Here is a 23,956-nt window from a genome sequence, read left to right as displayed (position 1 = left end):
CACACAACGCTCTGAACACTCACATGGTTTGCGACGTGCAGTCGAAACTTACGGAGCTCGATTCTGACTCGGTTGAATATGCGTGACAGGACCGAAGTCCTCACCGTGTCAGACATCACCGCTCCAAGGGTTCGAGGTCGCGGTTAGCGCGCTTGGCGGGCCTGGGTAAGAGCCTTCGCAACGTGTGCCGCAACTCGAGATCAGGGGTGGGGCTGAGCTGATTCCCACTTACATGGGCAATCGCGGCGGCCGCGAGCGCTGCCGTCTGGACGACTCCGAAGAAAGTCGTATTGTCGGCCATTCCATGCAGCACCGCCCAGGCAACCACTGCAAGCACACATGCAAGCGCCATCCCCTCAATTCGACGATCAGCTTTTCGAATTTGCGATACACCAGCGACAAAAAAGAGGCCGAAGAGAGCCAAGACGGCTAGGACTGTAAGGATTCCGCTCTCCGCCCACATAGCGATGAGAAAGTTGTGAGGAGGAAAAACCTGTTTGAGACCAACGTCCGCCAGGAGTGGTTGGGCCTTTTCCGCCCAGCCGCCAAAGCCCATGCCGAGAAAGGGGTTGGAGACGAAGAAATCTGCTGCCGCCTCCCAGAGTTTGACACGAATGCCCCAAGTTGTTTCGGTCTGCGACGCGATGCCAGAGTCGTTCTTAGCCAGAAAGAGGGACGCACCCACCGCTCCACCGACTGCCACGACACTCGCGACGCAAAGAAAAAGCCAGGGACGTCTGTTGCGCACAAGCAGGCCGGACAACGCCACGAAGGTTCCCAGGCATGCGAGCAGCACGAAGGCGGTCTTCGAGCCAGTGAACAGTGCTGCAACACCGGCGATGACCGCGAAGGTGAGGGACAAATACGACCGCGCCGAGAACCACAACCACAGATATCCCATTAGGTACATTCCGAGCATCATTGAAGCGACGTTCGCATTGAGAAACATGAGACCGCCGGACTTCGCGATGTCGAGAACGTTGTTTGGATTGTCTGTGTAAAGACTCGAAACCGAACTTCCCAGCAGGAAGCCGGCCCAGTTCGAGCGAAGATAGCTGCTCTCAATGGCGGGGAAGACACGAAAGACAATAACGGAAAGTGCTTGGCAAACGACCAGCGGTATCGACGCAACGAGTACGAGTTTCATCGGCGACGCCGCCCGCGCCTTCGTTTCAAGTGCGAGGAGCAGTACAAGCCAAAAGACGAATGTTTGAAGCACCCTGATACGCCAGATTGAGAGGTCTGAACTCCACAACCCCGCGACCACTTGCAGCAGGAGGACGGTGGACGCGAGCCACATTGCTGGCTGCCGAAACTGCGAGCGACTATCGACTACGGTCTTCGGTGCTGATGCAATAGCCCATAAGAGGCTCGCAGAGAGACTGTTGACAAAAGGGGGCAGAAAACCCTGAACTAAATTCACTGCAGTCGAGATCCGCAGACGCACCAATTGGTTGAGGAAGAGCGAAACGATCAGAACAGCAACGACAGCAGCCCCACCTGCAACTATCCCTAAGGCGAGCATTCGTTCCATTTCGTCAGTAGTTCGCCGGGGACCGGTCCCACCACCCCAAGATCCGGAACTTGTATTTCGACGCTTCGATAGCAATGGCTCCAGCCATCCTAGCTGAGCCTTGAAGGGACTCCTCGGCGGTTACGCCGCCTCGTCCGTGCGTCAGGTGAATTCGTCAGCAAGCAATCACATGCGTCAAGATAGGGAGGCTGCCTCAAGGGCCAAGGATGCCTACGTTCAATTCGGACGGCCACGTACGCAAAGGAAACGATGTCAATACGCCGCGGAATCCTGACTGCCACTCTGGGCAACTTGATTCCCCCACTGGCGGCACTGATCACTGCGCCGCTTCTGGCTCAAGGGCTTGGAGTTGAAGGGCGCGGCGAGGTCGCTGCGGCCACCGCGCCGCTAATTCTTGCGACAACCATTCTGACGTTTGGCGTCCCCGAGTCATTCACCTATTTTGTGGCCAGAAATGTGCTTCGATTCAGGAGGCATTTGGTTCTTGGGCTCACATTCCTCCTACTCGCCGGGCTCCTCGGGAGCGCTGTCATATCAGTCTTTGCGCTTCCGCTCAGCGCGGGCGATCCCGGACTTGCCCAACTTATCCTTGTGGCAACGACTTGCTTGATTCCGGCACTCTTGGTTGCAGGACTTCGGGGCGTGGCAAGTGGGCGACAGCTCTGGAAACGGATCGCAATTGAGAGATCCCTCGGCGCAACATTTCGGATGGTCGGGGTAATTGTTCTCTTCGTTACTGGAGATCTCACTCCATTGACCGGAACAATTGTCCTGTCAGCTTCGACTGTCATCGGTGGAATCGTCTATTTGGTACCGCCGGTCGCGTCCCGCCACCACCTGAACCACCGTTCCGCCGACGAGGAAAACGTCAAGGTACTCGGTTATGGGAGCCGCGTTTGGCTTGGGTCTCTTGCGGGCGTCCTGCTCATGAGGCTTGACCAGCTCATGATGATCCCGCTTTCGAGCGCTACAGCGCTTGGACTCTATGCCGTCGCGGCGAGCATCAGCGAATTGATTCTGATTTTCAATTCGGCCGTCCGTGATGTCTTGTTTTCTGTTGAATCGAGGTCTCCCGTTGCACATCGGGTGGGCCAGGCTTCGCGACTTTCGACGCTGGTCACTGCCTTTCTTGGCGCGGCAGTCGCGTTGGTTTCACCGTGGGCAATCCCCTTCTTCTTTGGCGAGGATTTTCAAGGCGCGGTATCCGTCACAATAATTCTCCTGGTCGCCGTTGTCATCGGAAACCCGGGCTCGATCGCCGGCGCCGGGCTCAGCGCCCGCGGACGCCCGGAGCTGCGGAGTGCTTCAATTCTCATTGGACTCGTCGTCAATGCCGCGTTGATCTTCACGTTGGTGCCGCTCTTCGGAGCGGTCGGCGCGGCGATCGCAACGCTCGCCGGGAACTTCGTTTCTGGAAATCTGAACATCGCTTGGATGAAGTGGTACTTTTCCGTCCCGATTTCCGAGTTCTACCTTTTGAGGGGCGAAGACTTGACGTTGATCAAGGGGATCCTCAAGTGGCGCCCGGTGCAATCAATGTAGATCCGCACCCACTGGAGAATTCCGCTGAGGGCGCCCCTGCTATCGCCTGACCACATCGTGAAACCTATCGTGACCTGGGCAGGTATTCTGCCGCTCCAGCTTGTGAAGCGAACAAGTCGATGTGCGATGCCACCCACAGACGAACATCGTACTGTTCGCTCCACCGTCGGACTCTTTCTCGCGTGCTCGGGTCATCTATTAACGTGCTCATTCCGCCGCTGAATCCCTCCGGTGAGGCCGGAACTGCCACGCCGCCACCTTCGACGACGAGGCTTCCAAAACCGGAATCGTCCGCGGCCACCGATGGAATACCCATGGCTGCTGCCTCAAGCAGCACCGTTGGAAAGCCTTCGCCGGCGCCATTTGACGGAAACAGATGCACATCGGCACACTCGAAGATTTCACGAGGACCCGCTACCTGACCGAGAAATTTCACGGACTCGCTCTCATACGCGCCCCTGAGCTCCTCGAACTGGCTTCCCTGCCCAGCGACAAGAAGTGAAAACCCACCATGCCTTGCGGCTTGAATTGCCAAACCAGCCCTCTTCGCCGGCTCGATTCGACCTGCGTACACAGCAACGGGCCCCTCAGGTAGACCGAACCTTTCTCGGGCTTCGGCCTTCTGGGCAGGGGTCGCGGGGCGAAGTTTATCCGTATCGACCGCGTTCGGTATAACAACGATCTCGCACCTCGACCCCAGCAGACGCCGAATGTCTGTTGCGACGATGTCCGAGACGCAGGCGATGGAAACGACGTTTCGTGCCGCGTACCTGTAGAACGGAAGAATCAGGCGCCCGAAAAGACCGGCAGGGAAGCGGCCATGCTCAGTCCAGAAAACCTGACCATTCCGGCTCAGGAGCCGCGAGAATCCAATCTGCTCCCTCTTGAAATGAAGGTGATAGATCTCTCCCCGTGCGCCTGCAACTTCACGGGCAAGGGCCCGCCGCTCTTTCCACAGACGAGCCACACCACCAGGAAGTGTCCGCAGGCTCCACTTGGGACCAAAATTGAGATCGACGGAGTCCAGTTCGTCCACCGGCCACGGGGGGATGCTCCCAATCAGGCGAACGGAGCAGCCGGCCTCGACCAATCCGCGATAGAGCCGCGCTATGTAGAGTTCAGCCCCCCCGGCGAACGACGTCGCGGCCACCACATTGATTCGCGGCAGTTCCTTACTCATTTGTTGCTTTCACTCCTCGGGGAAGAGACGTCATAAAAGTGACCAACTCCGTAGCCTTTCGGTGCCAATCGTATTTCTCTGCATCATCACGACCGGCGTCGTTCGGTGCATCCCGCGCCAACGACTGACGTACAGCATCGATTGCCTCTTCTGCACCTGAATACATGAGCACTCCGGGGGCGCTGCGCCGTTCCAGCTCTGGGGTACGCGTCGCGACGACATACATCCCAGCTGCCAAATACTCGTAATACTTCATCGGACTGCGCCCTGCGTTCTCGAATGCGTCGTTGAACGGGAGTAGACCAACCGCCGCTGACTGCAGAAGCGCGGGCAAATCCCCATATGCGACTGGACCGACGAGCTTCACATTTTCAGGAAGAGGTGGCGGCTCTGAGACAATGGGCCCAATCAACCGGACAGATATCGTTGGAAATTCGTTGGCGATTGAAACGATGACGTTCCAGTCGAACCGGTGGTCGAGGGCGCCGGCATAGACGATTCCGGTTCGGCTCACTCTGCCAGGCGGGGCAACGAAACGGCTGAATTCCACACCGTTTTCAATTACTGTCGTTGGGATGGAATTTCGAACCGTCAGTGAGTCAAGCACCTTTGCCGAGGTCGCGACGACGCCATCAACATGCTTGAGGAGTTCTTTCTGTCGGCCGACAGCAATCCTTGCCGACACCTCGTCGGTCGGGCGATAAACCACCGCCCCCGGTGTCGACTTTCCGACCAAGTCGCCCATCAATGGCTGGTCTACGAGGATGTAGTGTGCGTCCCAGTATCCAATTCGCTTGAGATGCCGGCGCAGCGCTCGGGAACTACCTCGAACTTGCAGGGGAAGGAAAACCAAGGGAACCGAATGATAGGTTCCATGCTCATCTCTGATCCCGGGAGCGAGCGCCAGCTTTCTCTTTCGAGGATCGCCTTTAGCCAGGAGTAAGTGAAAGACCGAGACCGGGGTTGATACGTGTGCTACGTCGAACCCCATGAGAGAGAACTCGCGCGCCAGATGGTGGCTCCCGACCTTGAAGCTTCCCCCCTCAGCGGTGTGACTTAGCAGAAGTATTTTCAATCGACCAGAACTATTTTTCACTTAGGTTCTCCTCCCCCGCAAGACGACAAAAGCTGGCCCCGTCTGACGGGGCGCCGTTCATACACGTCGGCAGCAATTGTCTAGTTTTCGCTTCGTGGGTAGTGCGCAAGAACGTCGTTGACCCGAGCTGCAACCGCTCCCCAGTCGTACCGCTCCCTCCAGTGGCCCGCTGACGCGAGGAGCAACGACTCCCGATCGGCACTCGCCCTATCCATTGCCGTGGCCCATTCATCGGGGTTTGAAGCATCGGCCACCCCAATCCCACTCCCGTCACTTATCTCAGCCACCGAAGCACAGCCTGACCAATACACGACGGGAGTGTCACAAAGAAAGGACTCAAGCGCCGGAAATCCAAAGCCCTCAAGAAGCGATGGCATGAGCGTCGCCTGGGCACCGCGATAGAGCACCGCCAACTCATCATCGGACAGTCCACTGAGTGTTGAAACCTGTCCACGTACGCGGTGTCGATCCGCCAGGGTGGATGCTTCTTCCCTGCTTGGAGTTACCATCACAAGTCGATAATCCGGTCGCTGCCTGAGCGCTTCAAGTACGACTCCCACGTTCTTGTGCGAGCGCAGGTTTCCCACATAGAGAAACGTCGGATGATCAGTAAGCACCTGACCCGGCAGGGGATGAAATGCCGGGGAACTGCCGTTCCCGATGACGCGAACGTCGACTGCATCATCGTTGAGCCACTCAATCAGGCGATCGCGCGACGATTCAGAGACAGTGAGGACGATTCCCGCACGTTGCACGACGGGCTTGACGAGCCGCTTGTAATAGACAGACTTGGCTCGGGATGACTCCCCTGGATCGTCCAAATGAATGAGGTCATGAATTGTGATGATCTGCGTCGCCCGCGTCGGGCCGCAGTTATACGAGGGTGAATACAGTACGTCTGACCGCTTCAAGCGGAGTCGAGCAGGCAAGATCGGGTCTGCCGCAGAGCTCGGGCGGAGGTTTCCCCGCAGCGCAACGAATTCGGCCGATATTCTGCTACCCACCTCTCGTGAGAAGCGTCCGATCCCGTGATTGCCATTCCATCGACTGTCAACGTAAAGCAATCTCAGTCCTTCCTTGCGACGCGGGTAGAGCGTCCACACGACTGAGGAACTAACGTCTTGTTTGGATCGCATGCGCACCGTGCCCAACGAATCGCCGCACACTTTGCTATCCTCTCACAGCACCGGTACCTTCACTTTCGCACCACAGGCGAGACGACAAGCTCACGCCGATGGAACAATTGCTTCTTCGCGCAACCGACGCATCACAACGCGCGCCATCCGTTAGTCTCGAAACATGCGTGATGATCCCATCAACGGCCTTGAGAGAATCGCCCGGTCTCTGAACAGACCAATCGTCGGTCGAGTCGCGGTGAGGCTCCTACATCTCCTGGGTGTCGATATACCCCGAAACATAACCGGCATAGAAACCGTTCGGCTCCCCCACTGGTCCGCAGGGCTCGTCGTTCACCCGAACACCGTTCTTGGCAATTCGGTCACTCTGATGCAGGGTGTGACTATCGGGCGGTCTGATCAGTTCCTTGACCGATCTCAGCTCGCATCTGGTGGCGGAGTTGTCTTGGACGAAAATGTGTATGTTGGGGCTGGGGCGGTCGTCCTATTCCGCTCAGGCGAAACCCTCACGGTGGGGAAGCGGAGCTTGATCGGGGCAAATTCAGTCGTCACCAGGTCAATTCCGGCCGGCGAAATTTGGGCGGGGAATCCCGCACGCAAGATTCGTGACCTCCCAGAGGACGCCCATATCCGCATAAGTTAGGACTTCCTACTTATCCGTCGGGAAACTCCTTGTGCAGCTTCGTGCCGATCAACGTCCCGCAGGCGAAGGTTGAGCTATTGATGCTGCACTCACAGTGGTCCCTGTGAGCACGCCAACGAACTCCGACGCGAGGGAGCGCGCGAACGCAGTCGTGACATGGTCAGAGTCGATGTATGCAGGTACTCCTCCAACGACTGAATGGCAGACATCGTGGTCGCAAAACACGTTTTCAAAATCAACAAAAGTGAACTTCGGATCGTCAATCCGATTGGCGGCGAGGCGCAACGGACCCGCACCTTGAACCAACTGATGATTCATCGTGCATGGGTCGACGCGCTGAGGACTGCGAGCGAGACAGTCGGGCACTCGCACCGGATGCTGCGGAACGTCGTTGATCACGACAACACGTTTTCCCGCTGAAAGCCATGTCTCCCATGCTGCGACATACCCATCGCCCGGATCCGTGGCGCGGAGCGATCCCTCAGAGGCACCGCCGATGAAGTAGCTACGGTCATTACTTGAAGTGACGACAACGTCGATTGAAGGGTCCGCAGCAACCTTCGCGATTGCCGCCTCGCGCCACTGTTTGCAACCATCGCGGTAGGTATTGTCACGATATTCGATCGCCGGGTCGAGAGTCGCAGGGCAAGCCGATTGCAAGTAGGACGTAATCCGAAGCCCCTCCTGCTCGGCAATCGCGCTGAGTGCAGGTGCCCACACTCGGGCGTGAGAGTCGCCAATCAGCGCAGCACCGGTCGTTTCGCGTCCTTTCTCCACACCGAATGAGCAGCCCCGAACCTGCGTCGAGCCGCGAAGCTCCTGACAAGTTCCTCCGGGAGGGACGAGGGAATTCTGGTTGCTTTCATTCACCAACACGAGATTCTCGTCGGACAGCAAGTGTGACTTGTCGCAGGTTTCACCAGACACGACAGCTTGACCGGCAAAGCACTTCCCTGAAACCTTCGCCTGCTGGGCGACGCTCGCAGCCGCGGTGCGGGCGCGCTCACCCATTTGCGTTGACATCGTCACCGTGACCACCACCACCATCAGCATTGCGGTCGCCGTTGCCCACAGGACCCAACGTGGCTTTCCCCACCGAGCGGTGGTCATTGACCGTACTGGATCTTCGATGAACCGTTTGGAGAGGTAAGCAACCGAGAGCGCTACGCCCAGAATCACGACCTTGTCGGCACCGTGCAGGTCGCGATTCAGGATTGACGTTGCGGCAACGATCAACGGCCAGTGCCATAGATAGGCGGAATAGGAGGCGTCCCCGAGCCACTGAATCGGACCGAACGAGGTGAGCGCTGTCGGCGCCCACGAATGATTGATGTCTCCGACCCAGATAATGATGGCGGTGGCGATCACCGGGACCAGCGCGAACGCCCCCGGGAAGCCGCTTTCAGCGTCAAAGACGAACGAGCTGAAACCAAGGGCCATCCAAGCGGTCCATGCGATGGGTATGAGCCACCGTTTGATTTGAGCTGTAGCAGCGGGCACGAATGCCAGTAATCCGCCCGCTGCAAACTCCCAGGCCCGACCAGCCGTTTGAAAGTAGGCTGCATCGGGCTCGACGGCAGATTCTCGAATTCCCCAGAGGAACGAGGCGACAAATACGCATGCGAAAGTACCGACTATCACATAGCATCGGGCAGCCGACCAACGGGTGCGCGTAAGCCACAGGCAGCCCGCAAGCAGTAACGGCCAGACGAGGTAGAACTGCTCCTCCACTGAGAGGGACCAAAAATGGGTGACAGGAGAGAGCGCACTTCCTTGAGCGAAGTAGTCAAGTGATGACGCAGCCAGGAGCCAGTTAAGAACATAGACGCCGGCCGCACCAATCTGATCGAAGGCTGACTGACGGGTTGTGATCGGCAGCCACGCTGCGGCCATGACGATTGAGAACGCTAGAACAGCCAGAGCGGCAGGAAGGAGCCGCTTTGCCCGTCGGGCCCAGAACGAGGGAAGGTTGATCCGCCCCGTATTGTCAGCCTCACGCATGAGATGCGCCGTAATGAGGTATCCGCTGATGACAAAGAAAATGTCAACACCGATGTACCCCCCAGGGACGCGATCGGGCCAGAGATGGTTGAGTAGAACAAGTCCAACGGCTAAGGCGCGAAGCGCCTGTATCTCGCCACGAATCGGCGACCTGTGTCGGATTTTCGCGGGCAGCACGTGTGACGGCTCGACAACAGTCGCACTCAATGAATTCCCCCGAGCTACCGAACCGACAATTCGACAATTCTATGGGTGCGCGCACTGCTGCCCTGACCCTCGAACCGATCGTGAGGCGCACTATCGCCGCAGGTCGAATGCCCGGATCAGTTGGCAGTACTCGTTAGGACCCGACCCATGCCCGAATCCGGCCCGCAAAGACTTCCACGTCAAATTCCCATGCCGTGGAAATACAGTCTGCGGCGTCGGCTGTGGCTGCAATATCGACTGCCTCGCGAAGCGCAGCAGAGTCGAACGATTGAAGCGTCGCCCCTGTCACGCCGTGCTTCACCGACTCTGCTGCACCACCCACGGCGTTCGCAATCACCGGAGTTCCTGTGGCCATTGCTTCGACCGGCATGATGCCGAAGTCTTCGATGGCAGGAAACACGTAAACCAATGCGCGGCGATAAAGCTGATTCAGCAAGGCCGTTGAAGGCTGATGAACAAAGGTCACTAATCCTGGATTCTCGTCGGCAAGGGCACGTAGGCGGGTCCCGTCTGGCCCGTCCCCCGCGATGACGACCGGAATTCCTGCTGCAACGCCAGCGGCGATAGCAACATCAAGGCGCTTGTATGGCACAAACCGTGAGGCTCCGAGGATAAAGGTCGCAGGCAAGGCATCTAGAATACTGCCTTCCTTGCTGGTGAGAAGATCTTGCGAGTCCTCCGCGTAGGCTTTCACGCTCACCGGCGGATGAATGACAACGCTCTCACGACCCCATGCCTTCTCGACCCGGCTGCCAACGAATGCGCTATTGACCGCGATGGAGTGTGCTTCCTGAGCTCGTTTGCGGTCGAAGCCTTGCAGAGAGCGCGATATCGTTCGTGCGATGCGGCTATCGCCTCGGTCATCGAGTTCAGGGGTCCAGATGTAGCGGGCGGGAGTGTGGGTGTAAACGTATTTCGGTGCATCCGCAGCCGGCCCAGAGAATCGCGCGTGATGGGCAAAGAGGTGGCTACTGCACAGGATCCAGTCCGCGTCGTTTGCACCGAGATGCCGCCACGTCTCAAGCATGAGCGGCAGCGCCAGCGCCTTATGCCTTCGCAACGGGGTCCGCGCCATCCAGGTTTCAGATACCCGGCCGGGAGCGAAACGCTCGGGTGCGTCATCCCACAACGAAACGATGGGGGCATCCGGAAAGATGTGCGCAAGTTCCGAAAGGACGTTTTCTGAGCCCCCGTGTCGTGCCAACCACTCGTGAACCAGTACGCCTGACATTCGCTGCTTTCGTCGTTTCTGCATGCGAGATGAATCCACACCCCTATTTCAGAATAACGTCGGGCGCCTGAATAGATAACCAGTCGACGCCCGAACCACGATTGAGCGGCATTCTTAGGGGATAACTTTACGGATCCTGCTTCAGAATGTGCTCTTGACAGAATCAACGACATATCATCTCGACCGAGGCTCACGCCTTCGGGCGAGGTACTCCTGGCCGAACCGCGTGGGCAGCAAGAGCGAGCCCGGCACGGAATCCGCCCCCTGACAACGCCCGGGGAATCTGCGAAAGCTCGTTGAGCCTGGAAGAGAAGTGCCACGCGGCAGCGCGACCCGCTCTCTGCCAACCGAGCGATCGCATCCGAGCCGCCGCCTCGGCGAAGTAGGCAGCCTCTTCATGAAAGCGGCTGCCATCTTCGGCCTTCCATGACGACACACTCCCCTGATGCCGTCGATAGGCATAGGCTTCGTCGCCGTCGAGCGCCATGCTGCCGCCACCCCCAATGATGTCGATCTGAAGCGCGAGGTCGAGCACGACCTCGAACTCCGCACGGAAGCCGATCTCTTGGATGACCGAGGTGCGCCAGGCGATCGCCGGAAAATACGACCAGTTGCCGCGAAGCAGGCTCCTGGCCAACCCTTCACCGCTCAGAATGCTTGCTGCGTGAGTGCGGGGGCGATACCAACCCTTAACTCGATCGGCGAGAGACACCGTCGCTCGACCATCGCCGTCGATGACCCGCACGCCCGGATGCACGTAGTCCGCGTCGGGAAACGCACGCACCAGACTTTTCACGCTCGAAATGTAGTTCTGAAGCAGCAGGTCGTCGCAACCCATGATCGTCATGAATTCGGCATCGGCAAGCTCGACGCACTTGGCGAAGTTTCCGCTGACCCCCAGATTTGTGTCGTTGCGCAGGTAGCGCACCCGCTCATCGCCGAGCGATTGAGCCCACGTCTGAGCAGTACGGTCGGGGTACTTGTCGTCGATGATCACCAATCGCCAGTCGGGGTCCGATTGTGCGAGAACACTCTCGACTGCCTGCTTGAAGTAACTGACGTCGCCGTAAAACGGCATCATGATCACGTGCTGCAAGTGACTCTCGTCGGGGGTGCTCAACAGATTGGCCCTTTCATTTTGATGGCTCTGCCAGTCAGGTTGCCGCGCTTCAAACTGTGAACTCTACCAATCGTGAGCGGGAGGCCGTTGACTGCAGCCCCCCGCTCTCGATTCTCGGCGCACCGCCGAAATTCAAGCCTTCGGGCCCTCCGGGATCGTAGTAAGGAAACCGCTGCTCACCGAGATAAAGCTGTCTGAGGTGCCCCCCAGCTCTGAATATCGGCTCATGGTCTCCACCCGGCGCCGTTGACCGTCGACGAGTTGGAAGATCGTGCCGTTGTCGGTGCGAATAAACTGTCCGGCCGGCTTGCCGACGGTCAGCTGTGCGCAGGTATAGGAGTCGAGTGCCTGGAAGGCGATGGGGTAAAGCGCCAATTTGTCAGCGGCAATCGCATGGATGCTTCCTCCCGCTGCCACATATTTGGTGTCGCCGCAGGTCAATCCGTAGCCGAGCTTCTTGTCGACGCTGGGGTAGCCATTGAGCAACGAAGCCGATACCCAGCTCAAGCCGGTGATACCGGCTTCCGTGGCCATGTCAAAGCTCGACAGTGGGATCTTGTTGCTGACGCCATTCAACAGATACACCGTGGGATCTTCCGGGGACCGAGCGAGAGTTGCTGCGCCGAGCAGCGTGGTCCCCTTTGGCAGCGCCTTCACCAAGCTGGCGGACACCGTCATGATTTTCGGCGTGCCTTTCGCATACGACAGCAACGACGGCCAGTCGTTGACAAGGCGCAGCCCGGGCTTCGAGACCATGTAGACATTGGCGTCGTTGGCAGCCTTGACGAAGTTGCCCTCGGTCACAGAACCTAGCGACGGGAACTTCGCGAGGAACTCTGCGTTGACAGCGGATGCTGTAACGCCGTTCCCCACAGAACCCGACGCCCAGGAATAGCGCCCACCGGTCACAAGAATCTGGTCGACGGTGTCTCCCGGGCCACGCACGACGCCGGAGAAGACCGACGTCGCGGAAGGCAACTTGGCCAGGCTTTCCGATCGCAGATTTCCCGCCGAGCTCGTCGGCAGACCGACGAGGCTTGCGCTGCTTGATGCGACATCCTGCTTCGTTCCGGCCGTGAGTAGGAGGAATTTGTCGGCGCCGCGTTGTTTGGCGAACACCGAGTCGCGCGCCACCGGGGTGCCGAATGCGAGACCGCTTACGGCGTTCTCTGTGAGCACGTTCTTGCCGGCGGGCAGGCCGGCTTCGCTCCTCGAACGGTCGTCGAGGATCTCCCGTTTGGTGCCGGCGGTGATGTAGTAGGTCGCCCCTTCGCGAGTACCCATGATCGGGGTGATCGCGGGCCCTGTCGCGAACGCCGTGATCTGCTCACTGCTGAGCTGAACGTAACCTGACGGGTCACAGATTCCGCCATAGTCGGCGACGAGCCCGCAGGTGTCGAACTTCAGCTTGTAACCGGCCCCGTAGAAGTACATTTCGCCCGAAGGCGCTCGAATCACCCGGCTGGCGTTCTGCTTGGTCTGGAAGCGATCAAGGTAGCTCTGTGACACGAAGCCGACGGCGCCGAGTGGCGAGAGATCGTTCAGGATCGCCATCGTAGGCACCGGGTACTTCACACCGCTCGCGATCAGGAAGACTGTCGGGTTCGAGTCGGTGCGGGCCAGGCTGGAGGCCCCAGTGGGAGAGCCGAACCAGTCGGTGTACAGACGCCAGAAGTTGCGGTTGCCGTAGGAACTGCAGTTATCGCCAGTTCCCTCAAGGTTGTTCAGCGCAGCAGCGTTGGGCTGGTACGGCGTGTAATTGTAGAGTCCTGCGGTCGCCTGGTTCTTGATGAAGACGGGGCTGGTTCCGCAGCCTGCGTTCGGGTGGAATCGCACATTGTTCACGTATCCCGGCTTGTGACCGAATCGCTGCGGGTTCGCTGCGTACCATTTGAACTGGATGGCGGCCATATAGACCTGGTTGAAGTATCCGTAGTAGGCGGCATCGCAATTCGCCGTGTCGGGGCAGCCGTAACCCGTTGCCTTCCGGTACTCAACGTCGGTGGGCCAGGTATCGGTGACGAGACTTGTTTCCTTCTGCAGGAGCACCAGAAGCGCCTTTTGGCTGATTCCACAGGCGTTACCTACCCGGGTGATGATATCGGCAGCACTCTCATTGGCGCGCCCGGCATATGCGGTGCAGTTGCCGGCGTCGGCCGATCGGTTCGTTGTCGTCTGTTTGTAGTCCTTGAGGCAGACATAGCCCGAACGGCATGAGGACACCTTGGCGTTCAGGAATGCCTGAACCTGTGCGCTGGTCATCGCTCCGCCGTCGAAGAAGAGCGCGTCACTAATGATGTTGCCCGGGTCGAACATGCGCGCGTCGGCGCTCGTCGCTGCTTGAGCGGGTGGAGTAGTGATGACAAAGACGCTCAGCAGGGAGGCGACGAGAGTGACGACAGCCACAATAGCGAAGCTTCGTTGACGGTTCACGAAATCTCCAGGGTCTGGGGGACAGATGCAACGGTGATGGATTTCGAGGAATAGTTCAGAACGACGCTCCACGTACCGGGGGTGAAGCTGTCGGTCGGCGCCTTAACCGAGCCGCACGAGGTGTTTGAACTGTCAGCGGTTCCGGTGCTGTCGACAGTGACGGGATCGCCCGAGCCAGTGAACACGAATGAACATTTCCCGCCGTTCTCGATCACGCCGTCGACGGACCCCGATGCCGTGACGTGCAGGCCATCGACGTCGACACCGGCGATCACGATGGTGGCGGAGGCCTCTCGGGACGGAGCAGGACTCGGCGTCGGTTTGCTGCTTGGCCCATCCGATGACGGCTCAGAGGAGGACGACCCGGCCGAGGGCACGAGGTCAACCGACCCTTCGGCGGGTGCGCAGCCGGCGAGCAGCACGCAGAGGGCAGCCATTCCCACACCGACCAGTGCGCGCCGAACGTGATTTGTCACAAGCATTACTCCCGTTTTGCCGGGGTAGGTGCTTCCTCCCCCATTGGCTTCAGGCTACTGCAGCCCGGTCGAAATCCCGGCGCGCCGGGCCGACGCTCAGGTGGGCCAAGTTAGACTCTCTCAGTGCCCGGGCCGGGTGAAGACCCGATCTGGCTGAACTGCAACTGAGTGAGCGGATGAAAAACAAGTTATGACCGGGACTGATGCCCTCACACGAGAACACTCGATTGCGAGTCAGGAACTCGTTCTCGTCGGCCAACGGCAGGGCTTCTTCCGCGGTACCGGGGGCTCGCTACGCGACATCTGGAAGCACCGGGAGCTGCTCGGGCTGCTGATCAGGCGCGAGGTCAAGTCTCGGTACAAAGACAGCGCGTTAGGAATCGTCTGGAGCCTCTTCCGACCGATCGCGCAGCTGCTGATCTACTTCTTCGCCATCGGCCAAGTACTCGGCGCCGCACGAACAATCCCCGATTTCGGCATCTTCGTCTTTATCGGTCTGACCACGTGGGCGCTGTTCGCTGAAATCATCTCCAGCAGCACGACCTCGATCATGAACAACTCAGGCCTGGTCAAGAAGGTCTACCTTCCGCGAGAGATCTTCCCGCTCAGTGCCATCGGCAGCGCTCTGTTCAACTTCGCCGTACAGCTCATCGTTCTACTCGCGGCGATCTTGCTTCTGTCGACGTTCCCGGTCGGTTGGGAACTTCTTTACGCTCCGTTTGCCGTGATCACCCTCATCGTCTTCGCCACCGCGATCGGCCTGTTTCTCTCGGCAATCAACGTGTACTTCCGAGACACCCAGCACCTTGTTGAGATCGCGCTGATCTTCTTGTTCTGGTGCTCGCCCGTCGTCTACTCCTACACCTTCGTGCACAACGCACTGCACGGAAACTGGTTGGAGCAGCTCTACCTCGCGAACCCCGTCACCGTCGCCGTGCTCGGCATGCAGAAGGCGCTCTGGTCCGCCGGGTCAACCGCTACCGGTGACATGGCGCAAGTCTGGCCGCCGGATCTCGGACTTCGACTGGCCGTCACCCTCGGGGTGAGTCTCGTTTTGCTGTGGCTCGGCCAGCGCGCATTCGCACGCTTGCAAGGCAACTTTGCTCAGGAGCTGTAACCCATGACTTCATCAACGATCATTCGCGTCGACAATGTGTCGAAGCGGTTCATCCTGCACAAGGACAAGTCCTTCAAGGAACGCCTGGTCAACTTCGGCGCCGCCCGCAAGCACCGTGACGACTTCTGGGCCCTGCGCGATGTCAACCTCGACATCACGCTCGGAAGCACGGTCGGACTGATCGGTCACAACGGTTCAGGCAAAAGCACCCTGCTCAAAGTGGTCGGCGGCATCATCGAACCAACCATCGGCACTGTTCGTCGCCGCGGTCGCATGGCTGCGCTGCTCGAGCTCGGTGCCGGCTTCCACCCTGACCTGACCGGGCGCGAAAACGTCTACCTCAACGCAGCGATCCTCGGACTATCCCGCCAGACCACCGACAAGTACTTTGACGCCATCGTCGACTTCTCCGGCATCGAGGAGTTCATCGACACCCAGGTGAAGTTCTACAGCTCCGGAATGTATGTGCGTCTCGCATTCTCGGTTGCCGTACACGTCGACCCCGACCTCCTGCTGGTCGACGAGGTTCTGGCCGTCGGCGACGAGCCGTTCCAGCGCAAGTGCATGGACAAAATCGCCCAGTTCCAGAGCGAGGGGCGCACCATCGTCCTGGTCAGCCACTCGGCCGAGCAGGTCGGGCAACTCTGTGACCGCGTCGTCGTTCTGCACGCCGGCTCAACGGTGCACGACGGGGATCCCTCCGAAGGCATCCGCATTCTGCGTGAAGGCTATGAAGCTGACCGCCGCCACACCAAGAATCTTGAAGGCCCTTCCGGGAACGGCTCGAGCGCCTACGCAATCGCTGCCGTCTCGTCAGAAACCCGGTCGGGTTCGGCCGGGCGTGATGTCGTTGTCGACATCGACATCGACATCAATAGGCCGCAGTCCGAGTGGGGAATTGGGTTGTCCATTGAGAATACCCTCGGCCTGCGCATCTACGGCGTGACCACTTTCGACCAGAAACTGCCCCTGCCGAACACTGTCGGACGGCACACCGTGCGCATCGTGCTTCCTGATGTACGCCTGGGCGAGGGTCTCTACCTCATCAACGTCGGCATCGGCAACCAGGCCGGGATCAATTTCGACCGCTCTCCGCAGGCGGCTTCTTTCGAGATGCCGGCTGCCGCCAACGGACACGGTATCCTTCGGCTTGACCCTCAGTTCAGCGTCGAGTAGAGAGAAACTTCTTCTGTGACCCATGCGCACGCCCGACTCCTTTTCGACTCGATCAGTCTCAATACTGGGGACATTGCAATCGGAATAGCCGGACAGCAGGTTCTCGCTGACCACGGCGCGACCAGCAACATCGTCGATCCGTTCGCCAAGAACCTCCCCTCGCCGCTCATCATCGGCGGCGGAGAACTCATTCGTACCTCCGGTGACCCGTTCTACGACTCCTACCGCCGTCGAGGACGCCACATCCTGAATGCGGCCGGAGTATGGACCAACGCCGACGACCTCGATTATCTCAACGAGTATGAGTTCGTTTCGGCCCGGTCCACTCGTGAGCTCGAAGTCCTGCGCAAGTCAGTGCCCTCGGCCGAGCTACTCCCCTGCGCGACAACTTTGCTGCGGAGCGACCACTACGAGATTCCCGGCATCGAACCGGGGGAAACCGTCGTCGGCATCCATATGGTTCCCCACTCCTTGCGGCTCATCGAAGACCTGATCCCGCTGATCAACGCGATCCCGCACAAAAAGGTGTTCATCCCGTTCACGCACTACAACGGCGACGCCTCATTCATGAAGACGCTCCCGTTCGACAAGACCAACGCGATCGTGCTCGACACTCTTGAACCGCTACAACTGCACTCGGTAATCAGCCAGATGAGCTACGTTCTCGTGTCGTCACTTCACGCTTCGATCTTCGCCTACAGCCAGAATGTGCCATTCGCGTCTGTGCACCAGAAGAAGGCCCAGTACTACTTCGAGGACCGCGGGCTGGGTTCGCACCTCGTCGTCGACCACTCGGGGCTCAACGACATGATCCACCGCCTCGACAGCGAGCGGTTCGACTTCACCGCATCGATCACACGGGACAAGGCACGAGTCAACGAGGCATTTGCCGGCTACGTCAGCAAGCTGGGTTTGGCTGAAGGCCAGACCGAGGGCTTCGAAACGACACCGGAACTTACTCTGGAGTCATCGCGAGAGCGCGACAAGATCCTTCTGAACCAGGCCCACCATGTCATCGGCGACCGCGACCTTGCTCTGGCCTACTCGGAGTTCCGGCGTTTGGCCCTGGTCGAACGTGCCGACAAGCAAGACGAAATCGTCGACGAGCTCGTGCAGCGACTCGTCGTCACCGAAGACGCGCTCAGTCGTCTCCGCAACGCCTGGTGGCGCCGCTACCCGCGCGGCGCCGCACGCCGCGCAGGCAACGCCCTAGGACGTCTTTCGGCTGTGTTCAAGCGATCCTGATCGGATGGCGGCCTCATCGTTCAAGTCGACCAGCGTCGACGCGCGATAGAGGCTCCATTTGCGGATCTGGTAGCGCGGGTTCATCACGAGCCAGTACAGCTTTCGTTTCCAGCTGAAGTCGCCGTCGCGCAGGATGCGCAGCGAGTCGCCGGCGATGCCGCGCAGCGTCATCCGCAGCTGTGCTGACCGCGCCATCGGCGGGATCGGGAAGCCGATCTGACGGAGCCCGACTGTCTCGTCGAAGATGCGCTTGCCGTACTCGTCGAGAGTGAGGTCGTTGGAATGCTCCACCGCTGCTCGTCCGGCGTATGCCTTGCGGTAGCCGGCCTCGACGACGTCCTTACCGAAGAGCTGATCTTCGGCGTAGCGAACATCCCGATATGGGATCGTGTTCACCAGGAAGTCCCGGCGCGCGGCCGAGTTCACGTCGGAATAGAAACTGATGGCGTTCAACACTCCTTCGCTCTGCACGAACTCGTCCTTGTAGAACACAGTGGTGCCGAAGTCGGGACCGAAGCCCGCGAACACGCCACGAATTTCGTATTTCAGCAGCGGGAAGCATCCCGGGCGGGGAACCTGCTTGCCCATCACACCGACGATCTTCGGATCGAGCGCAAAGGGAGCGAGCAGCTCGCGCAGCCACTGGCTGGATGCCGGAATCGCGTCGTGCGTCAGGTAGGCGATGAACTCGCCGCGTGCCAGCTGAGCGGCCAGGTTGCGGGTCTTGCCGTGACCGAACTCCGCGTTCGGAATCTCGTGCAGACGCACCGCGGGGAATCGGCTGACGATCTCCAACGTCGAGTCGGTGGACCCTGAGTCGATCACCAATACCTCGACGTCGCCGTCGATCTCCTGCGTGGTCACCTGGTGCAGAATGCGCTCCAGGTAGTCCTCACCGTTGTAGGTGAGGATCGCCACCGTCACGAGCGGCTGTTCACTCATTGAGCTGTCCTCGAATTTCGTTGTAGGTCAATCGGACACCCTCGTCGAGAGAGGTCAAAGCTTCTTCGGCGAATTCCGACCGGTAACGGGCGGTATCGAGAACGACCCGGTCCACGAAGGTGGCGGGGGTCGGCAACTCGGTGATCTCGAAGTCGATGCCGGTCACCCGGCGCAGGGATTCGATGATCTCGTTCACAGTGTGCCCCGTGCCGCTGCCGAGGTTGTAAAGGTCGTACTGGGTCTCGATGCCCACCATTGGCACCAGCATTCGCACCAGGTCTTCGACATAGACATAGTCGCGCACCATCGACCCGTCACCCATCCGTACCACCGGCCGGCCGAGCGCGATCTGCCGAAGCGCGATCGGGATCAGTCCCTGCTTCCGATCGGCCTTCTGCCGGGTTCCGTATGGGTTCGAGATGCGCAGCGCCGTCGACTTCAGCCCGTGCTTAGTACGGAAGTAGTGCAGGTAGTGCTCGATCGACAGCTTTCCGATTCCGTACGGCGAGACCGGGAGGGCCTGGTCGGTCTCCGCGTATTCCGCTTGGCCTTGCTGACCGTAGATCGCGCCGCCGGTCGAAGCGAAGTAGACCCGCTTGACGCCGGCCTCCACGCAGGATTCGAGCAGTTCGACCGTCTGAGCCACGTTGGTGCGAATGTCGAGCGTCGGGTCGCTTTCAGCCGTCGCCGGCGTCGTCGTCGACAGAAAATGGAACACGTAGTCCTGGCCACGCACTGCCGTCTCCAAGTCGGCACGGCTGAGGAACTCACCCTGCAGAATCTTCACGCCCGGCGCGGTGAAGCTCGGTTCGGCCGAGCGGAAACGATCAAATGCGCTGACCTCGTGTCCGGCTGAGGCGAGGGAATCGACGAGATGGGAGCCGATGAAGCCGTTCGCCCCGACGACGACTGCCTTAGCCACGCATTACTCGTTCGAATGCGGCGAGGAACTGGTCGCCGGAATCGGACCAGTTCACCTCGGCCACCGACTCCGACATTGCAACCGACCGCTCAATGGCGTCGGGGCGGTCGAACGCCGCAGCCATCGCGCGCGCGATGGCCAGCGGGGAGGCCGGGACGTACTCGATGTAGGGGTTGTCAGAGACCATGCGGTTGTTTGGTCCGTCGTTCACGACGGGCGTTACACCGCTCGAGAGCAGCTCAAGCGGCAGCAACGACATATTCGAGAGGGACATCACCAAGCCCGCCGCACAGCGGTTGTACACCGCGTTGAGCTCCGAGATGTCGAGGCTCGACAGGTTGGTGTGCTCGAACGGGATGTTCCAGTTCGACACATCCCAGCCGGCCAGGTTGATCTTCACATCGGGCTTCAGCCGGGCGAACTCGGCCAGTGCAAGCAACCCGAACTCGAAGGCACGACGGGGTGTGACCGGGCGGGCATAGAAGAACACCTCATTGCGACGCTCGAGGTTCGTGACGCTGTAGTGGGTCTTGTCGACGGCGAAATCGAAGTGATCTGTCGACATCCCGAATTCGTTCTTCAGTTTGTTCGAGAGCCAGCCGCCGGCCGTGATCGCGTGGAAGCCGAAACGATAGGTGTTCTCGGCCAGGATGGACTCGGTGCCGAGCGGATAGAAGCTTGCTTCGTAGTCCTGAACGAAGTAGAACCTGCGGGCGAGCGAGGCGTCAAGGAAAACCGGGTAGGCAGTCTCCCAACCTGTCGCGAAGATGGCCTGGGCGCTCTCATGCACGCCGACGCTTCGGTCATAGATCGAGATCTCAGCGGCAACGTCGGGGTAGGCCCCGGCCGACTTCAGCATGGCCCGGATGTCGGGGATGCTCGGAGCGTGGCCGGTCGTGTAGAGGTAGATCGAGCAACGATGTCCCGCCCTCTCTGCGATGTCGATGAAGCGGAAGAGGTTCTGGTGTCCCCCGCTCTCCAAACCGGGAGGCGACATGATCCAGGCGATGTCGATCGGTCCTTCGTCGACGGTGAACGGGAGTTCCTGCCACGGCGCCGGCTGAGTCCAATCGAGCTGTGCCGCATCGTCGGTCGCCACGAGCATGACCGGCTTGTGCACGGTGAGCTTGGAGCTGGCCTTGGCGAGGCTCCGGGCGGCGAACGCGCGCGGCCCCTCGGCCTGAAGCACCCTCACCGGGCGAAGGGCAACACGAGAGGCTCGTGAGACGAAAACGCGAGGCCCTTCTTCGCGAAGGATACGGCTGGCCCTGCCGATCACACTCATGAGAGTCCCTTCATCGGCGCCGGCTGGTGGTCGTCAGAATAGGTCCGCATAACCCGGTCAGTCTATCAAGCAGCATTCCTGAGATTCCGGTGACCGACCGACAACGGCTGGGAGAGCACTGGGAAAGCCCGCCCCCAGTATCGATGACTATGCTTGTCGTGATGTCCAACCTTCTGCTCTCGTCGACCGCCGTCGTTACGGTGACCTACAACTCAAGCAGCCCGTTGGCCGAGTTTCTTGAGTCTGTCCAGCGCAGCGAGGACGACACTCTCGCTGTCGTCGTCGCCGACAATCTGTCGAACGACATCGAGGCGACAACTCAGGTCGCAGCGCGCCACGGAGCGCAACTTCTTCCGCTGAGCGACAACCGCGGCTACGGCGGTGCGATCAATGCAGCGGTGGCCCAATTGCCGGCCAGCGTCGAGTTCATCCTCATCTCAAACCCCGACGTCACTCTGGGAGATCACGCGACGAGCATCCTGCTTGAAGAGATTGAGAAAGACCCGCACATCGGCGCGGTCGGCCCCCGCGTGCTCAACTCGGACGGAACCGTCTACCCATCGGCCAGGCAACTGCCGTCGCTTCGCAACGGAATCGGTCACGCGCTCTTTGCCAGAATCTGGCCGAGCAACCCGTGGAGCCGGAGCTACCGCGCCGAAACGGCAGGCTCAGAGGCGCTTCGCCGCGTCGGCTGGCTGTCAGGCTCGTGCCTACTCGTGCGCCGAAGCGCTTTTGCGCAGCTGGGCGGATTCGACGAAGGCTTCTTCATGTACTTCGAGGATGTCGACCTCGGCTACCGGCTTGGCAAGGCCGGCTGGGCCAACGTCTATGTCCCGCGCGCATCGGTCGTGCACACCGGCGCCCACTCGACGAGCAGCGAGTCAGACAAGATGATTCGCGCGCACCATGACAGCGCGTACCGCTATTTGCAGAAGAAGTACTCGGCGCCCTACCTCGCCCCCGTGCGCTGGGCGCTCAAGGTCGGCCTGGCCGGACGCGCCCGTCTTGCCACCCGCAACGGGCGAAGCAGCTAGACGCAGCCATCCGCCGGAGTGAAGTCATCGGCTGCGGGATTTCTCTCGCCGCAGACGCCGGCAGTCTCCGAGTGGACCGCCGCCGTCGGCTCGCGGTCTACTCTTCGGTGTGGATGAGTCCGGCGAGGTACGTTCCGTATCCGCTCTTCTTGAGCGGCGCCGCAAGCGCTGCCAACTGGGCGTCGTCGATCCACCCGGCGCGCCAGGCAATTTCCTCGATGCAGCCGACTTTGAAACCCTGGCGGTCCTCGATCACGCGCACGTACTCGGACGCCTGCATCATCGATTCGAATGTTCCGGTATCGAGCCAGGCGGTGCCCCGGTCGAGTACCTGCACGTGCAGGGTTCCGCGCTCGAGATAGCGCTCGTTGATGGTGCTGATCTCCAGCTCGCCGCGCGCGCTGGGTTCGATCGTCTTGGCGATCTCAACGACGGAATTGTCGTAGAAGTACAGTCCGGGCACCGCGTAGTTGCTCTTCGGTTTCACCGGCTTTTCTTCGATCGACAGCGCGGTCATGCTGTCGTCGAACTCGACGACACCGTAGGCCGTCGGATTGCTGACGTGGTACGCGAAAATTCGTGCGCCTTCGAGGGCGTGGTTGCCGCGGAGTGACGCTCCAAGCCCGGCACCGTGGAAGATGTTGTCACCGAGGACGAGCGCGACGCTCTCACCACCGATGAATTCTTCGCCGATGATGAACGCCTGCGCGAGGCCGTCCGGCGACGGCTGGACGGCGTATTCGAGCCGGATGCCGAGGTCGGAACCGTCGCCCAGCAACGCCTTGAACTGATCGTTGTACTCAGGCGTTGTAATGATCAGGATCTCGTTGATCCCGGCCATCATCAGCGTCGACAAGGGGTAGTAGATCATCGGCTTGTCGTAGATGGGCATGAGCTGCTTGGAGATGCCCTTGGTGATCGGCCACAGCCGGGTGCCGGATCCGCCGGCAAGAATAATTCCGCGCATTACTTACTTTCCCTCGTTCAATGTCTGGTAGAACGCTGTGACGGCGTCCCAGGTCGGCAGCAGACCGGATGCCGCGGCCTCGGCCAGGCCGGGCGCATCCGTGTCCTTGGGCGAAAGCAACGGCTCCCCGGCTTCCTTCGGGAACACGAGGCCCACCTGCTCGTCGAGCGGGTTGATGCCGTGCTCGCGGGTCGGGTTGAAGGTGTCGGTCACGAGGTAGCTCACGGTGGCATTGTCGGTCAGCGAGACGAAGCAGTGGCCGAGGCCCTCGGCGATGTAGATGGCACGACGGTCGGTGTCGTCGAGCAGGACGCTGTCCCACTGGCCGAACGTCGGCGATCCGACACGGATGTCGATGACGTAGTCGAGCACGGCACCGTGGGTCGCGGTCACATACTTGGCCTGACCGGTCGGGACATCGGCGAAGTGGATGCCGCGCACAACTCCCCGTTTGGAGACGGAGGTGTTTGCCTGCCGCAGATTCAAAGAGTGCCCGATGGTCTCTTCGAGCTTGTCGAAGCGGTACCACTCAAGGAAAACTCCTCGATCGTCACCAAACTGCTTCGGCGTGATTTCGTAGGAATCAGGGATGGAGAGTTCGCGGATTTGCACGCTCGAATTGTATCAATCACCTCTGGGAGAACAGTCACCCCGCTCGACGACCCGGCA

19 protein-coding genes are annotated in these 23,956 nt (G+C 60.0%); 5 read left to right on the top strand and 14 right to left on the bottom strand.

Features of this window, described 5'->3' with window-relative positions; translation table 11 throughout:
* Positions 1–115 precede the first annotated feature (115 nt).
* Positions 116–1,534: an O-antigen ligase family protein gene (locus AC1DCF_RS14045; RefSeq protein WP_477211543.1), complete on the bottom strand. Its 1,419-nt coding sequence runs from the start codon at positions 1,532–1,534 to the stop codon at positions 116–118.
* Positions 1,535–1,783: 249 nt separating this feature from the next.
* On the opposite strand from AC1DCF_RS14045, the gene AC1DCF_RS14040 reads away from it, so the two are divergent.
* Positions 1,784–3,076, top strand: coding sequence for an oligosaccharide flippase family protein (locus AC1DCF_RS14040; protein WP_477211542.1), 1,293 nt, complete (start codon positions 1,784–1,786; stop codon positions 3,074–3,076).
* Positions 3,077–3,140: 64 nt separating this feature from the next.
* Here the strand turns inward: AC1DCF_RS14040 and AC1DCF_RS14035 are convergent, their stop codons facing one another.
* From AC1DCF_RS14035 to AC1DCF_RS14000, 8 genes are all read right to left on the bottom strand, one after another.
* A complete protein-coding gene (locus tag AC1DCF_RS14035) occupies positions 3,141–4,256 on the bottom strand; it encodes a glycosyltransferase family 4 protein (protein WP_477211541.1) in 1,116 nt (371 codons plus the stop codon).
* Complete coding sequence (locus AC1DCF_RS14030) at positions 4,249–5,352, bottom strand: glycosyltransferase family protein (protein WP_477211540.1); 1,104 nt, start codon at positions 5,350–5,352, stop codon at positions 4,249–4,251. Before AC1DCF_RS14030 ends, AC1DCF_RS14035 begins: the two co-directional genes overlap by 8 nt.
* Before the next feature lie 80 nt (positions 5,353–5,432).
* On the bottom strand, positions 5,433–6,488 hold the full coding sequence (locus AC1DCF_RS14025) for a glycosyltransferase family 4 protein (RefSeq protein WP_477211575.1): 1,056 nt from the start codon (positions 6,486–6,488) through the stop codon (positions 5,433–5,435).
* 691 nt (positions 6,489–7,179) lie between these two features.
* Positions 7,180–9,309, bottom strand: a complete 2,130-nt coding sequence (locus AC1DCF_RS14020) for an acyltransferase family protein (protein ID WP_477211574.1) — start codon at positions 9,307–9,309, stop codon at positions 7,180–7,182.
* Between the two features lie 163 nt (positions 9,310–9,472).
* Positions 9,473–10,594, bottom strand: coding sequence for a glycosyltransferase (locus AC1DCF_RS14015; RefSeq protein ID WP_477211539.1), 1,122 nt, complete (start codon positions 10,592–10,594; stop codon positions 9,473–9,475).
* A gap of 166 nt (positions 10,595–10,760) precedes the next feature.
* Positions 10,761–11,690, bottom strand: coding sequence for a glycosyltransferase family 2 protein (locus AC1DCF_RS14010; protein WP_477211538.1), 930 nt, complete (start codon positions 11,688–11,690; stop codon positions 10,761–10,763).
* Between the two features lie 132 nt (positions 11,691–11,822).
* On the bottom strand, positions 11,823–14,123 hold the full coding sequence (locus AC1DCF_RS14005) for a hypothetical protein (RefSeq protein WP_477211537.1): 2,301 nt from the start codon (positions 14,121–14,123) through the stop codon (positions 11,823–11,825).
* Complete coding sequence (locus AC1DCF_RS14000) at positions 14,120–14,605, bottom strand: hypothetical protein (protein ID WP_477211536.1); 486 nt, start codon at positions 14,603–14,605, stop codon at positions 14,120–14,122. Before AC1DCF_RS14000 ends, AC1DCF_RS14005 begins: the two co-directional genes overlap by 4 nt.
* Before the next feature lie 184 nt (positions 14,606–14,789).
* Here AC1DCF_RS14000 and AC1DCF_RS13995 point away from each other — a divergent pair, with 184 nt between their 5' ends.
* The 3 genes from AC1DCF_RS13995 to AC1DCF_RS13985 are packed head-to-tail and all read left to right on the top strand — an operon-like array spanning position 14,790 to position 18,137.
* Complete coding sequence (locus AC1DCF_RS13995) at positions 14,790–15,716, top strand: ABC transporter permease (protein ID WP_477211535.1); 927 nt, start codon at positions 14,790–14,792, stop codon at positions 15,714–15,716.
* Between the two features lie 3 nt (positions 15,717–15,719).
* Complete coding sequence (locus tag AC1DCF_RS13990; RefSeq protein WP_477211534.1) at positions 15,720–16,892, top strand: ABC transporter ATP-binding protein; 1,173 nt, start codon at positions 15,720–15,722, stop codon at positions 16,890–16,892.
* Between the two features lie 15 nt (positions 16,893–16,907).
* The gene (locus tag AC1DCF_RS13985) at positions 16,908–18,137 is read left to right on the top strand and encodes a polysaccharide pyruvyl transferase family protein (RefSeq protein WP_477211533.1); all 1,230 of its coding nucleotides are present in this window, start codon (positions 16,908–16,910) and stop codon (positions 18,135–18,137) included.
* Here AC1DCF_RS13985 and AC1DCF_RS13980 read toward each other — a convergent pair.
* From AC1DCF_RS13980 to AC1DCF_RS13970, 3 genes are read right to left on the bottom strand one after another with little or no spacing between them, the layout of a single operon-like run.
* Positions 18,102–19,079, bottom strand: a complete 978-nt coding sequence (locus AC1DCF_RS13980) for a glycosyltransferase family 2 protein (protein ID WP_477211532.1) — start codon at positions 19,077–19,079, stop codon at positions 18,102–18,104. The genes AC1DCF_RS13985 and AC1DCF_RS13980 overlap by 36 nt on opposite strands.
* Complete coding sequence (locus tag AC1DCF_RS13975) at positions 19,072–20,001, bottom strand: NAD-dependent epimerase/dehydratase family protein (RefSeq protein WP_477211531.1); 930 nt, start codon at positions 19,999–20,001, stop codon at positions 19,072–19,074. The genes AC1DCF_RS13980 and AC1DCF_RS13975 overlap by 8 nt, the downstream gene beginning before the upstream one ends.
* Complete coding sequence (locus tag AC1DCF_RS13970) at positions 19,994–21,196, bottom strand: rhamnosyltransferase WsaF family glycosyltransferase (RefSeq protein ID WP_477211530.1); 1,203 nt, start codon at positions 21,194–21,196, stop codon at positions 19,994–19,996. Before AC1DCF_RS13970 ends, AC1DCF_RS13975 begins: the two co-directional genes overlap by 8 nt.
* 251 nt (positions 21,197–21,447) lie before the next feature.
* On the opposite strand from AC1DCF_RS13970, the gene AC1DCF_RS13965 reads away from it, so the two are divergent.
* On the top strand, positions 21,448–22,320 hold the full coding sequence (locus tag AC1DCF_RS13965) for a glycosyltransferase family 2 protein (protein WP_477211529.1): 873 nt from the start codon (positions 21,448–21,450) through the stop codon (positions 22,318–22,320).
* 97 nt (positions 22,321–22,417) lie between these two features.
* Here AC1DCF_RS13965 and rfbA read toward each other — a convergent pair whose 3' ends face one another.
* Together rfbA and AC1DCF_RS13955 are read right to left on the bottom strand one after the other, a co-directional pair.
* Positions 22,418–23,287 carry a glucose-1-phosphate thymidylyltransferase RfbA gene (rfbA, locus tag AC1DCF_RS13960; protein ID WP_477211528.1) on the bottom strand — a complete coding sequence of 290 codons (870 nt, stop codon included), beginning with the start codon at positions 23,285–23,287 and terminating at the stop codon, positions 22,418–22,420.
* Between the two features lie 3 nt (positions 23,288–23,290).
* The gene (locus tag AC1DCF_RS13955) at positions 23,291–23,899 is read right to left on the bottom strand and encodes a dTDP-4-dehydrorhamnose 3,5-epimerase family protein (RefSeq protein ID WP_477211527.1); all 609 of its coding nucleotides are present in this window, start codon (positions 23,897–23,899) and stop codon (positions 23,291–23,293) included.
* Positions 23,900–23,956 lie beyond the last annotated feature (57 nt).

Source organism: Leifsonia sp. 10L418, assembly GCF_056395445.1.
The sequence above is the reverse complement of the archived record's forward strand: the minus strand, read 5'-3'. Positions and strand labels throughout refer to the sequence as shown.